The sequence below is a fragment of the Candidatus Pelagibacter sp. Uisw_137 genome, from assembly GCF_047720245.1.
Taxonomy (GTDB): domain Bacteria; phylum Pseudomonadota; class Alphaproteobacteria; order Pelagibacterales; family Pelagibacteraceae; genus Pelagibacter.
The window spans coordinates 573455-586204 of the sequence record NZ_CP159811.1; the positions used below are offsets into that span (position 1 = coordinate 573455).

The following is a 12750-nucleotide window of genomic DNA, read 5'->3' on the forward strand; positions in this document are numbered from 1 at the left end:
ATTAATTTATTTTTTTTTTACCGAGAGGGTCGTTTATCTTTTGTCTAATTGAGTATAAAAACTCATATATAAAACTATTTTTAGAATAACTCATTTGAGTTGTGTCTTCGGAAAATTTTATATTGTTCATGTCTTCTTTATTAAAAAAAATATTTTTTGATAAAACACCTCTGCTATCAATATCCAATAGTAATATGTTATTTTTTAACAATTCTTTTTTCCCTAAATTTGATAGTTTTGAGGAGCTAGTTTGTATTTCCATATAAATCCATAATTCCTGATTAAAAGCCCCTATTGTTGAAGGAGGTCCTAAAAGTTCAATTATATCATTTTTATTTGTTTTACCAATTATAAGTTTTTCATTCTTCTTTTCTAAAAAATGTACTCCATGGTGTTTTATAACTTTATTTAATGTACAATTTGAAATAAATAAAAAAATAACAATTAGATAAAAATAATTTTTCATGAGCAAAGACTATATAAATATTTACAACAATTTAGTTAAATTAACTAGAAATAAAGATTTGTATAAGGATTTTAAAAATCAGGATACTTTTTCTGATAGATTGATATTTTTTTTACTGCATTTTGCTTTCTTTTTGAAAGTTTATAAGGAAAATAATGACAAAAAATTACTCCAAGAAATTTATGATTTTATTTTCAGGCAAGTTGAATTAAGCATAAGGGAGATTGGTTATGGTGATCAATCAATTAATAAAAAAATGAAAGATTACTTAAACTTATTTTATGGAATGATTGATAAAATTCACAGTTGGGATGAATTAGATACAGAATCTAGAAACTCTATTTTGGTAAATTTTTTAGATAATTCATCTAATATTGAGTATTTGGTTAAATATTTCGAAAATTATAGGTTAATTTTAAAAAATAATACTTTAAATTCTTATATAAAAGGTGTAGTTAAGCATTAATTTTATTATGGCTGTACCTAAACGAAAACAATCACCGTCAAGAACTGGAATGAGAAGAGCTCAGAATATGAAGTTCAAATCTACAAATATTGTTGAGGATAAAAAATCTGGAGAATACAGATTACCTCATCACTTAGATCTAAAAACAGGCATGTACAGAGGTAGACAAGTTTTAGATCCTAAGGAATAAAAGTCCAAAATTAAATGAGCAAAATGATTAAAATTGCAGTTGATGCAATGGGTGGTGATAATTCACCAAAAAAAATTATAGATGGAATTTATCATCACTATAAAAATAACGTTAATACCTTTTATCAAATATTTGGTGATAAGGAAAAAATCCAAAATTATATCAATGACCAGTTACCAACATCTTCATTTGAAATAATTCATACTAAAGATGTAGTTAAAGGAACGGATAGTCCTTTAGAGGGAGCCAAAAGAGGAAAAAACACTAGTATGTGGTTAGCCATAGAAAGTGTTAAAAAAAAAAATTCTGACATAGTCATTTCTGCTGGTAACACTGGGGCATTACTTGTTATTTCAAAACTTAATCTAAAGATGATTGAAAATATTGATAAACCAGCACTTTCAGCTTTATGGCCAAATAAAAAGAATATGAGTGTTGTGCTAGATTTGGGAGCTAATATCGAATGTAGTCCAAAAAATTTAATTGATTTTTCTATAATGGGATCTTCATTATTTAAATCGTTATATCCTAATGATACAGCAAGAGTTGCTTTATTAAATATAGGTTCTGAAGAAATTAAGGGCAATGAAACTATCAAAGAAACTTACCAACAACTAAATCAAAGAAATAACACAGACTTTGAATTTAAAGGTTATATAGAGGGTAATCAGTTAATGAATGGTGATGTAAATGTTATCGTCGCAGATGGATTTACTGGAAATATTGCTTTAAAAACAGCCGAGGGTACTGCAAATTTTATTACAAGTGAATTAAGGAAAGCCATGACAGGTAATATTATTGGTAAAATTTCATCTTTGCTAAATATTTCAAATTTAAAAAAATTTAAAGAAAGATTAGATCCAAGACTTTATAATGGTGCAATTTTTATAGGTTTAGATTCTCCAGTTATTAAAAGCCATGGTGGAACGGATTATATAGGTTTTTCAAACTCATTAAGTGTTTGCACTAGAATTGTTAGTGGTAATTTAATAGAAAAGATAAGAAACAACTTAAGTTAATGCAAAGAACCAACTTAACAAAAAAAGATCTTATAAATTCAATTTATATGCAAATTGGTTTTTCAAAAAATATATCTGAAAATTTGATTGATGATTTTCTAATCACAATAGTAGAAAATTTAAAAAAAGAAAAAAAATTAAAGCTCTCAAAATTTGGTACTTTTGCTATAAGGGCAAAAAAAAGCAGAATTGGACGAAACCCTAAAACAAAAGAACAAACAACTATATCTAATAGAGATGTTGTATTATTTAAAGCTTCTAAGGAATTTAAAGATTTGGTAAATTCTAAGAATGATTCATAAAAATAATGATGCTTATAAGTCAATAGGTGAGGTTGCTAAAATTCTTGATCTTGTAAACAAGAAAAAAGGAACCTTGAATACTCATACTATTCGATTTTGGGAGAAGGAATTTAAGCAAATCAAACCAAAAATTTTAAATGGTAATAGAAGATATTATAATAATGATACAATTGAGGTTTTAAAAAAAGTTAAATATCTCCTTAAAGATCAGGGAATGACAATTATTGGTGTTAAAAAAGTTCTTAATTCTGATAAATCATTAAAACTTGACGAATTACCAAATAATTCTATAAATGCTGACTATAGTATAAAAATTAAACTTAAGAAGATATCTGATCTGATAAAAAAAATAAAAAATTTAAAATAATATGGCAAAAAAAACGCACGTTAAAGTTAGATTAGTACCAGAGGCTAAACCGGATAGTCCATTTTTTTATTATGTTAAAAAACCAGCTGGTGGTGAAAAAGCTAAAGTTAAATTATCTGCCAAGAAATATAATCCTTCTACAAAAAAACATGAAATGTTTGTGGAAAAAAAATTACCTCCACACAGTAAATAGTATTATTTTTTTCTAAAATTTCTTTTTTCGTAATCAATAAATGACCAAATCATATTTTTCCATATTCTATTTGTAATTTTTGGGTCTATGTTAGTTTGTATTGATTTTTTTTTAATCTTTTTAAGGATAAAATTGATCCTTTTTTGATCAATTATTTCTTTCTTATGTATTTTTACTTTTAATACTTCATTAACTAGTGATGATCTTTTTTTGATTAGTTTAAGTAAATCATTATCAAGTCTATCAAGCTTTATTCTTATCTGATTTAATTTTATTTTATTACTAGGCGACATTTATTCAATTGGTTATTAAGATAATTATTATAAGTATAATTTATGTTTGTAAATAGCGACAACTATATAAAATATTTAAAATTGTGGTTAATAACTTTATTTTTGTTAATTATTCTCATGGTAGCAGTTGGTGGACTTACTAGGTTAACTGATTCAGGTTTATCAATCACAGCTTGGGAGCTCTTTACTGGAATTCTACCACCACTCAATATTACTGAATGGAATTTTTATTTTTTAGAGTACAAAAAAATACCTGAATATCAAAATATCAATTATGGAATGTCTCTAGAAGAATTTAAAGTAATTTTTTATTGGGAATATGCTCATAGATTATTAGCAAGATTTGTTGGATTGTTTACATTGGTACCTTTACTTTTCTTTAGTCTATATTTTAAAAATACCCAACATTATTCAAATAAATATTATTGGATATTTTTTCTTGTGTGTTTTCAAGGATTCATAGGTTGGTATATGGTCTCTAGTGGATTAATTGAAAATAATGACGTTAGTCACTTTAGACTTAGTATTCATTTATCTTTAGCTTTATTCATCCTATGTTTAATTTTCTGGTATATTTTGGACATTTATAAAATTAAAAAATTTCATAAAAGAATTCCAAATTTACTTTTATTATTCATACTCAAGTTGATAGTGTTGCAGGTTATATTTGGTGCTTTTTTATCAGGCTTAGATGGGGGTCTAATCTATAATTCGTGGCCTGATATGAATGGTAGCTTTTTCCCAAATGACGTTGGTTATAGTGATGTAATTAATGCTCAATTATTTAACAACCAATCAATTGTTCAATTTCTACATAGAGTTACAGCTTATATACTTTTATTTTTTATTATTATTTTAAATTATCTCTACATAAAAAATAACCATGGAACTAAAAATATTATACTATTTGATATTGCAATATTGGTTCAGATTTTTTTGGGAATTATAACTTTACTATCTGGTGTAGAGATTAAATATGCATCACTACACCAGCTAGGTTCAATTTTTGTATTAACTACTTATCTTGTAATTATATATAAAAACTCTAACCAGCAGCTTTAGCTTTATTAATATCTTCAACATTATCTGTTCTCTTTAGAGCTTGCTCTAAATCTTCAATAATGTCTTCAATATGCTCAAGACCAATGCACAATCTTACATATCCTGGTGTCACACCTGAAGCTAAAAGCTCTTCTTCATTTAATTGACTATGTGTTGTTGTTGCTGGATGAATTGCTAAACTTCTGGCATCACCAATATTTGCCACATGGTAAAACATCTTTAAAGCTTCTATGAATTTTTTACCAGCTTCAATACCGCCCTTTAGCTCGATACCAACTAAAGCGCCATTTCCACCATTTAGGTATTTTTTAGCTCTATTTCCAATTTCACCTTTGTATTGATTTGGATATATAACTCTGGAAACTTTAGTATGTTTAATTAGATATTCGACAACTTTTTTAGCATTTGAACAATGCTGTTTCATTCTTAAAGCTACAGTTTCAAGTCCTTGGATTAATCCGAATGCATTATCAGGAGATAGTGCTGCACCCAAATCTCTTAATAGGACAACTCTAGCTCTAACTGCAAAAGAAACATTCGCACCAGTTAATTCAGGTACCGTTTTACCCCATACAGCGCCACCATAACTTGCATCAGGTTCATTAAATAGGGGCTGCCTTTTAGGATCTGCTGTCCAATCAAAATTACCACCATCGATTAAGGCTCCACCTACAACTGTACCATGTCCACCTATATATTTAGTAAGTGAATAAACAACTATAGCAGCACCGTGCTCTAAGGGCTTACATAGAACGGGAGAGGCCGTATTATCCATTATTAGTGGTATGTTATATTTTCTACCTATATCAGATACTTCTTTAATAGGAAAAACTCTTAAGTATGGATTCGGTAAAGTTTCTCCATAAAATGCTCTTGTTTTATCATCTATGGCTTTTTCAAAGTTTTTAGGATCAGCAGGGTCTGCATATCTAACTTCTATTCCAAGCTTACTTAAAGTGTGTGTAAATAAAGAAACTGTTCCACCATAAAGATCTGTTGAACTCACAATATTATCTCCTGCTTTTGCAACATTTAAAATTGAAAAAGTTGATGCTGTTTGACCAGATGATACCGTTAAGCAAGCTAAGCCCCCCTCTAATGCAGCAAGTCTTTTTTCTAGGGCATCATTAGTAGGATTCATTATTCTTGTGTAGATATTACCAAACTCTTTTAAAGCAAATAAATTTGCAGCGTGTTCAGTACTGTCAAATTGATAAGAAGTTGTTCTATAAATTGGAACAGCTACAGCTTTAGTTGTTGGATCACTTCTATAATCGCCACCATGTATGGCTATAGTCTCAGGGTTTTGTCTTTTTGTGCTCATCTTTATACTCCTTTTTTAGTACTTTTGCTTAATGCAAGGCGTACAATACAGCTCAAATGCGCCTGCCGATGATGTGGGTAAAAAATCCTGTTTAGCATTAACTAGCCTGCAATAGGAACAAATCGGCTTAAACAAACTATCATTTAACTAAACTATTGCAAGGGAAATATAAAATTGACATTATATCTAATAATAGTATTAATCCTCGCACAATGACAAAATTTCTAAAAAGTGGTGAATTAAACAGTAACTGGTTTGAGATAGATGCTAAAAATGCTGTAGTTGGCAGATTAGCTTCAATCATTGCTATGATTGTTAGAGGAAAAAACAAAACTACTTTTACACCTCATATGGATGATGGTGATTTTGTTGTAGTTAAAAATGTTGAACAAGCAAAGTTCACAGGAAAAAAATTCAAAGATAAAAAATATTATCGACATACTGGTCACCCTGGCGGAATTAAAGAAATTACTCCTGAAAAATTACTAGAAAAAAACAAACCTGGTGAGACACTAAAATTAGCTGTTAAAAGAATGTTACCTGGAGGAGTTCTTGGAAGAAAACAGTTAACTAAAGTAAAAATTTATGCTGGTGAAGAACACCCTCATGCGGCACAAAACCCTAAACTTTTAGACCTAGGTAAATTAAACAGTAAAAATTTAATAAGAAATTAATATGGAAACAGTAGCCGCAACAACTAAAGCATCTATAAAAAAACCTAAAATTAAATTAGATTTTAAAGATAGCAAATACGCAACTGGTAGAAGAAAAAAATCTATTGCGAAAATTTGGGTGAAAAAGGGTACTGGTAAAATTTATGTAAATGGCAGAACAATGGATGAATATTTCACTAGTGGCAGTCATAAAATGCAAATTACAAGACCATTTGAAATTATAAACCAAGCAACAGACTATGACGTAAGATGTAGTGTTGCAGGTGGTGGACACACAGGTCAAGCTGGTGCAATGGTACATGGTATAGCTAAAGCACTAATCTTATTTGATTCAGATAATAGAGCGGTACTTAAGACTGAAAAGCTAAATACCAGAGATTCTAGATCAGTTGAGAGAAAAAAACCTGGCCGTAGAAAAGCTAGAAGAAGCTTCCAATTCTCGAAAAGATAATTCTTTTTTAACACTAAACTGCTATAATAAATAAATGCCTAAGCTTAATGTTTTAGTTGCTGGATCTACCGGTTATATCGGTGTTCAATTAATTAAATTATTAGTTAAACACAGCGATGTTAAGATTAAATATCTTTGTGGAAATTCTTCTGTTGGAAAAAATATCTCTAGTTATGAAAAGTCACTAACTTCAAAAAAGTTGCCTAAAATAATCAAATACGACAAGTCACTTTTAAAAAACATAGACCTTGTTTTTACAGCCTTACCTAACGGAGAAGCGCAAGATATTTCAAATGATTTATTAAAACATAATATACTAATTGATTTAGCTGCAGACTTTAGACTTAATAAAGCATCAGGTTATCTAAAATGGTACAAACAAAAACACAGATCTGTTAAAAATATTAAAAAATCTATTTATTCATTACCAGAAATCAATGGTGACAAAGTAAAGAAATTTAATATTATTGGATGTCCAGGTTGCTACCCAACTTCAATACTTTTACCACTTATACCTTTAGTTAAAAAGAATTTAATTAAAACAGATAATGTTATTATAGATTCAAAGTCTGGTTACTCTGGAGCTGGTAGAGGTGTACATAATAAATATAAAGATAAAAATCTGTACGAGTCATTAAGTGCTTATGGCGTAGGCTTTCACAGACATAACTCTGAAATTCAACAGGAAATTGACATCAACACTAAAAAAAAATTTTCTTTTACATTTACACCTCATCTAACTCCAATGTTTAGAGGTATACTTAGTACTATTTATGTAGATCTTAACAAAGGTGTAAGTATTAAAAGATTAGAAAATACTTTAAAGAGTCAATATTCAAAAAACAGATTCGTTAAAATTTTAAAAACAAATTCATTGTTAAGTACAAATGACGTAATTAACACAAATAATTGCTCTATAGTAATTTGTAAAACTAAGTATAAAAATAGAGTTATTATCTTGTCTGTTATTGATAATTTAATTAAAGGGGGAGCAGGTCAAGCAATACAAAATATGAATATCAAATTTGGTTTTAAAGAAACAAAAGGATTAAAATGAAATACCTTTTTTTAATTAGTCTATTTATCTTAGCAGGTTGTCATTTAGATGGAAAATTAGTTAACTTAAATGAAAAAGCCATTAAACAATCTAGTAAAAAAACAAAAAATCTGAGTGCTGATTTACCAGATGCAGACTTTAAAAAAATGTCATTCGATGAATTTAACCTGTTTCTTAAAGATTATTCAAATAACGCAGAATACCCAGATATTAACCAATAGATGAAAAATATTATTAACATTGCTGTAGTTGGTCTAGGACAAGTAGGTATCTATTTGTTAAATGAACTTAATACAAAAAAAAAAGATATTGAGCTTAAGACGGGTAAAAAGATTAATATAGTAGCTGTTTCAGCAAGAAGCATTTCTAAAAAAAGAAGATTTAAAGTTAATAAGAAAATATTTTTTAAAAACCCATTAGAAATTTTTAATAAGACCAAAGTAGATATTTTATTTGAAGCTATAGGTATGTCAGATGGAGTATCTAAAAAAGTTGTAGAAACTGCTCTAAAAAATAAAATACATGTAATCACTCCCAATAAAGCGCTTATCTCTAAACATGGTGATTATTTAGGAAAGTTAGCTGAAGACAATGGTGTTAACTTAGAATTTGAAGCATCTGTTGCTGGTGGTATTCCAATATTAAGAACTATTAAGGAGGGTCTTGCAACTAACAAAATTTCTAAAGTTTATGGAATTCTAAATGGTACTTCTAATTATATTCTTTCTGAAATGAGAGATGCTAAAGATAGTTTTGCTAATGTTTTAAAAAAAGCACAAAAACTCGGTTATGCTGAACCAGGTAATCCTAAATTAGATTTAAATGGTTTTGATGCTTTTGCTAAAGTAAGAATTTTGTCTGCTCTTGCATTTAATACTAAGATTTCAAAACATAAATGCCTAATGGAAGGTATTGAAAAAATTGAATTAAAAGATATTGAAATTGCCAATCAATTAAATTCGCGTATTAAATTATTAGGTATTTCTGAGATTATTAATAATCAATTATTTGAAACTGTTCATCCATGCTTAGTTAGTAAAAATTCGTACATTGGTAACGTTGGTGGAGTTATGAATGCTGTTATTCTTGAAGGAAAACCTGTTGGTGAAAGTATATTACAGGGAGAGGGAGCTGGCCCTGGTCCAACTTCATCATCATTATTATCTGATCTACTTTCAATATTGAATAGGAATGTTAAAAAACCCTTTGGTATTCCTGGCAATAAACGTAAATCAATTAAATGTTATAATGTTAATAATTATACTAATTCTTTATATTTACGATTTGAAGTTAAAGACAAACCTGGTGTTTTATCAACAATTACTAACAGATTAGCTAAGTATAAAATTTCAGTAAAAAGATTAATTCAAACTCCTGATAAAAAAAATAACAAAGCTACTATTGTTATTATTACGCATAAAACTAATGAGCTTAATTCTAAGAATTGTCTTTCTGTGTTTAAAAAAGACAAAAATATTCTTAAATATCCAACGCTGATTAGAATTTATAATTAATGGAGTTATACCTAAAACTGTTTGAGGTTTTATTTCCTGTTTTTTTTGTTGTTGGTATTGGATATTATTTAGGTAAAAATAATCCAAAAATTGACACCACTTTCATAACAAATTTTGCTGCGAATATCGGAACTCCAGCAATGATTATATATGCACTAACTTCAACTGGTACGACTTTTGAAATATTTAAAGATTATTTTTGGTATTTTTTAATTGCAATTGTTGCCTTTACTTTTATCGGAATTGTCTTTTTATTCTTCTTAAAAACAAAAGACATCATCCGCGAGCTTCCACCATTTATTATGCCAAATACTGGAAATATGGGCTTACCAATATGTTTGTTTGCTTATGGGTCTCAAGGATTAGGTGTTGCTGCTGCTATTTCAGCTTTAATAATTCTATGTCACTTTACGTTAGGAATTTTTCTTGCTGATAGAAAATTCAATATTAATGTTATTCTTAAAAATCCACCATTTTATGCAATTATAATTTCAGTGATTTTCCTATATTTCAAAATAAAACTTCCTGTCTTTGTAGAAAACACAACTTTTCTACTAATGTACGCTACAATTTTTTTAATATTAATGTCTTTAGGAATTGCTTTAACTCGTTTTAAAGTTTTTTCTTTTAAGAAAGCTTTAATTTCATCTATTGGAAGAGTTGTCTTGGGTCCTATTGTTGCTTTATTAATTATTAGATATTTTGATTTATCGGGATTTGCTGCTGGTGTTTTGTTAATTCAATGTTCAATGCCTAGTGCTGTTTTAAATTATCTTGTAGCTTCAATTTATTCGCCGAAAAAGATTGTAGATAGTGTTGCTAGTACTATTGTTGTCTCTACAGTTATGTCTTTTGCTACTATTCCGGTGGTCGTATTCTTTGCTTTAAAGTACTTTAATTAAACTGTATCTATTGGCTTATGAAAGCCATCATATTTAACCTTTTAGCTTGGGTAATGCTTCCAATCATGGATGGTTTTGCTAAATATTTAAGTGCTGATATGCCAGTTTTGCAAATCACTTGGGCAAGGTATTTTTTTACGGTCGCATTCACGCTCCCAATAATGTTCTTCTTTTATAATAAACAACTCGTTTGGACTGATAAGCCAAAATTACAAATAATAAGAGGATTAATACTGCTTTGTGCAAATATTTGTTTCTTCTATGCAATATCTGTTATCTCTTTAGCTAAAGCTTTAACGCTTGCCTTTGTGGCACCCTTAATTGTTACCTCATTTTCTCCTATATTTTTGGGTGAGAAGGTGGGTATTAGGAGGTGGACTGCAGTTATTATAGGGTTTATTGGCTCTCTAGTCGTTATAAGGCCAGGTTTTGTAGAGATTAACTTAGCTAGTCTTGCTGCATTAGGAACAGGTATAATGTATGGGTTCTATTTAATAATTACCCGTAAATTGAGCACTTCAGATAATCCTTTATTAACCCTATTATTAACTGGATTAGTTGGATTAGTAGCTGTTTCAGGTTTAATGCCTTTTATTTGGGTTAATCCAAGCCCTTCTCAATGGTCTATGATGGCCTCTATAGGTGTATTTGCCTGCATTGGGCACTTATTTCTTATATTGTCGCTTAAATACGCAGATGCTTCTAAATTAGCTCCATTTAGCTACTTTGAAATCATTACTAATATCATTATTGGGTATTACTTTTTTAGTGACTTTCCTGATAATTGGACATTCTTAGGTTTGTCCATTATTATTATGAGTGGAATTTATATATCAAAAAGAGAATCCTATATAAAATCAAATTAATTAGGTAATACTTGTTTACTAATGCTTAATATTATACATTAATAGTATAATTTAAACTATTGTAATTATTGATTTAAATATGATATAATAAATTTATAAAATTTTATATAAAATATTATATAAATTAAAAAATAGTTAAATTATAGTTACTAAAATAAGACTATAATACAATAAAAGTAGCATAAGTATTTTTTCTATAGTTGAAAATGTGAAAATTGAGAAATTTTAAATTTTTAGGAAATTAAATATTGTTTTATAGCTAGGTAAAATGGCGATTTAGTATTGATATTAAATGCTTATTTCAATTAATAGGGTATTTTTGATAAAATTAGATTATTTATGGAGTAGAATAGGGGGCTAAAAAACCCAGTAAAATGGTCTTTTTTACTTCTTCTATAATCGTTGCTACTGTTGACGAGTATAGCAATGCAGTATGAGAATATAGTGTTTAAACGTCCATAGGATGGTCTATTTTAGCTGAAAGTCCATTCGCAGTACAACTGAAGGATGCATTACAGCAATTAGACAAAAATATGGCTAAATACCTAAAAAGTATTTGATACCAAGGGTTTTTGAGTTTTTTTGGGGTTAAAAGTACTATTTTATGAAGATCTTTTCTGATCTCAATAAACGTCGTTTTTGTTGAATTCCACCTTTTCCAGAGTATCCGCCGAGGCTGCCATCTGATCTGATCACTCGGTGACAGGGTATTTTAGGTGGATAGGGGTTTTTACCCACTGCATTAGCAACAGCTCTAAATGCCTTAGGTTTTCCAACGGCTTTAGCAACCTCTAAGTAAGTCTTAACTTTGCCTTTAGGTATTTTCCTCAAGTAATTCCAGACTTTTAGCTGAAACTTAGTCCCCTTTAAGTTCATAGAGTTCAAAACCTGTGTTATTGGCTATTTTATCGTATAATTTCTTTGCATTTTCATTGGAAGAGTGGGTGATCCAACGAATTCCTTGCCAGTTATTGGCTTTAGATAAGGATTTTAGATGGCTAATAAGCTTTTGAGCTATTTTTTGACCTCTAAAACCTGGCTCTACGAACAAATCGTCTAAAAAAGCAATATATTGGCCCTTAATTGGTCTTGGCATTGTTCTATAATGGGCAATTCCAACGATTTTACCCTCTAATTCAAAGCAAATACCGTTAACATCATGGGCTTCATCATGAATCCAGCTCCAAATAGTGTCTAAAATCCCTGTATTCATTGAAACTTTGTAGAAATTAGCATAACCATTGTATAATTTAGCCCAATTTTCCTTATCTTTTTGTTTTAATTTTCTAATCATTTACTTGAATATTATAAATTAAGTGTATGAATTTATTGTTAATTTTTAATTCTTAATTCTTTCATAATCAACTCTAATCGCTTTGATCTCTTGTTTTAACATAACTATTTGATCCGTAACAAGGTCAAGATTATGATTACATTGCTTTTCCAGCAATGTGCTAGAAAGTTTGAGTTGATTTGAAATTTTCATTATTAAAAAAACTAAGATTGCAAACAATAGAATTTCAAGGATAATATAATTAGAGCCCATGTAAATTCTTAACAAAAAAGAAAATCAATTAATACTGGAATTTTTTATGTGAGACAAT

Annotated in this window: 19 protein-coding genes and 1 riboswitch; of the genes, 14 read left to right on the forward strand and 5 right to left on the reverse strand. The window is 28.8% G+C overall.

From position 1 onward, the window contains the following. Position 1: 1 nt before the first annotated feature. Positions 2–466 carry a hypothetical protein gene (locus ABXT61_RS03110; RefSeq protein ID WP_415315812.1) on the reverse strand — a complete coding sequence of 155 codons (465 nt, stop codon included), beginning with the start codon at positions 464–466 and terminating at the stop codon, positions 2–4. Between ABXT61_RS03110 and ABXT61_RS03115 the strand changes: the two genes are divergently transcribed. The 6 genes from ABXT61_RS03115 to ABXT61_RS03140 are packed head-to-tail and all read left to right on the forward strand — an operon-like array spanning position 465 to position 3003. After that, complete coding sequence (locus tag ABXT61_RS03115) at positions 465–932, forward strand: ubiquinol-cytochrome C chaperone family protein (protein ID WP_415315813.1); 468 nt, start codon at positions 465–467, stop codon at positions 930–932. The two genes, ABXT61_RS03110 and ABXT61_RS03115, sit on opposite strands and share 2 nt — an antisense overlap. A gap of 7 nt (positions 933–939) precedes the next feature. Further along, the gene (rpmF, locus tag ABXT61_RS03120; RefSeq protein ID WP_011282128.1) at positions 940–1122 is read left to right on the forward strand and encodes a 50S ribosomal protein L32; all 183 of its coding nucleotides are present in this window, start codon (positions 940–942) and stop codon (positions 1120–1122) included. A 14-nt stretch (positions 1123–1136) separates the two neighbouring features. Continuing rightward, complete coding sequence (gene plsX / locus ABXT61_RS03125; RefSeq protein WP_415315814.1) at positions 1137–2141, forward strand: phosphate acyltransferase PlsX; 1005 nt, start codon at positions 1137–1139, stop codon at positions 2139–2141. After that, on the forward strand, positions 2141–2443 hold the full coding sequence (locus tag ABXT61_RS03130; protein WP_415315815.1) for an HU family DNA-binding protein: 303 nt from the start codon (positions 2141–2143) through the stop codon (positions 2441–2443). Before plsX ends, ABXT61_RS03130 begins: the two co-directional genes overlap by 1 nt. After that, positions 2433–2810: a MerR family transcriptional regulator gene (locus ABXT61_RS03135; protein ID WP_415315816.1), complete on the forward strand. Its 378-nt coding sequence runs from the start codon at positions 2433–2435 to the stop codon at positions 2808–2810. Before ABXT61_RS03130 ends, ABXT61_RS03135 begins: the two co-directional genes overlap by 11 nt. Before the next feature lies 1 nt (position 2811). Beyond that, positions 2812–3003, forward strand: coding sequence for a 50S ribosomal protein L33 (locus ABXT61_RS03140; RefSeq protein WP_415315817.1), 192 nt, complete (start codon positions 2812–2814; stop codon positions 3001–3003). 2 nt (positions 3004–3005) lie between these two features. Here ABXT61_RS03140 and ABXT61_RS03145 read toward each other — a convergent pair whose 3' ends face one another. Further along, complete coding sequence (locus ABXT61_RS03145) at positions 3006–3296, reverse strand: chorismate mutase (protein WP_415315818.1); 291 nt, start codon at positions 3294–3296, stop codon at positions 3006–3008. A 42-nt stretch (positions 3297–3338) separates the two neighbouring features. On the opposite strand from ABXT61_RS03145, the gene ABXT61_RS03150 reads away from it, so the two are divergent. After that, positions 3339–4358: a COX15/CtaA family protein gene (locus ABXT61_RS03150; RefSeq protein ID WP_415315819.1), complete on the forward strand. Its 1020-nt coding sequence runs from the start codon at positions 3339–3341 to the stop codon at positions 4356–4358. Here the strand turns inward: ABXT61_RS03150 and ABXT61_RS03155 are convergent. Then, positions 4342–5682 (reverse strand): O-acetylhomoserine aminocarboxypropyltransferase/cysteine synthase family protein, encoded by a 1341-nt coding sequence (locus tag ABXT61_RS03155; protein WP_415315820.1) that lies wholly within the window; start codon positions 5680–5682, stop codon positions 4342–4344. The genes ABXT61_RS03150 and ABXT61_RS03155 overlap by 17 nt on opposite strands. Before the next feature lie 4 nt (positions 5683–5686). After that, positions 5687–5755, reverse strand: a riboswitch (SAM riboswitch). 139 nt (positions 5756–5894) lie between these two features. On the opposite strand from ABXT61_RS03155, the gene rplM reads away from it, so the two are divergent. Genes rplM through ABXT61_RS03190 form a run of 7 tightly spaced genes read left to right on the forward strand, consistent with a single transcriptional unit; the run spans position 5895 to position 11146 of the window. After that, positions 5895–6356 (forward strand): 50S ribosomal protein L13, encoded by a 462-nt coding sequence (gene rplM, locus ABXT61_RS03160; RefSeq protein ID WP_415315821.1) that lies wholly within the window; start codon positions 5895–5897, stop codon positions 6354–6356. A gap of 1 nt (position 6357) precedes the next feature. Continuing rightward, on the forward strand, positions 6358–6807 hold the full coding sequence (rpsI, locus tag ABXT61_RS03165; RefSeq protein ID WP_415315822.1) for a 30S ribosomal protein S9: 450 nt from the start codon (positions 6358–6360) through the stop codon (positions 6805–6807). A gap of 34 nt (positions 6808–6841) precedes the next feature. Further along, the gene (argC, locus tag ABXT61_RS03170; RefSeq protein ID WP_415315823.1) at positions 6842–7864 is read left to right on the forward strand and encodes an N-acetyl-gamma-glutamyl-phosphate reductase; all 1023 of its coding nucleotides are present in this window, start codon (positions 6842–6844) and stop codon (positions 7862–7864) included. Next, positions 7861–8085: a hypothetical protein gene (locus ABXT61_RS03175; RefSeq protein WP_415315824.1), complete on the forward strand. Its 225-nt coding sequence runs from the start codon at positions 7861–7863 to the stop codon at positions 8083–8085. Before argC ends, ABXT61_RS03175 begins: the two co-directional genes overlap by 4 nt. After that, a complete protein-coding gene (locus tag ABXT61_RS03180; RefSeq protein WP_415315825.1) occupies positions 8086–9378 on the forward strand; it encodes a homoserine dehydrogenase in 1293 nt (430 codons plus the stop codon). Then, positions 9378–10280, forward strand: coding sequence for an AEC family transporter (locus tag ABXT61_RS03185; protein WP_415315826.1), 903 nt, complete (start codon positions 9378–9380; stop codon positions 10278–10280). Before ABXT61_RS03180 ends, ABXT61_RS03185 begins: the two co-directional genes overlap by 1 nt. 17 nt (positions 10281–10297) lie before the next feature. Further along, complete coding sequence (locus tag ABXT61_RS03190) at positions 10298–11146, forward strand: DMT family transporter (RefSeq protein ID WP_415315827.1); 849 nt, start codon at positions 10298–10300, stop codon at positions 11144–11146. Positions 11147–11743: 597 nt separating this feature from the next. Here the strand turns inward: ABXT61_RS03190 and ABXT61_RS03195 are convergent. Beyond that, positions 11744–12022 (reverse strand): methylated-DNA--[protein]-cysteine S-methyltransferase, encoded by a 279-nt coding sequence (locus ABXT61_RS03195; protein ID WP_415315828.1) that lies wholly within the window; start codon positions 12020–12022, stop codon positions 11744–11746. Beyond that, positions 12003–12440 carry a GNAT family N-acetyltransferase gene (locus ABXT61_RS03200; protein ID WP_415315829.1) on the reverse strand — a complete coding sequence of 146 codons (438 nt, stop codon included), beginning with the start codon at positions 12438–12440 and terminating at the stop codon, positions 12003–12005. Before ABXT61_RS03200 ends, ABXT61_RS03195 begins: the two co-directional genes overlap by 20 nt. Positions 12441–12750 lie beyond the last annotated feature (310 nt).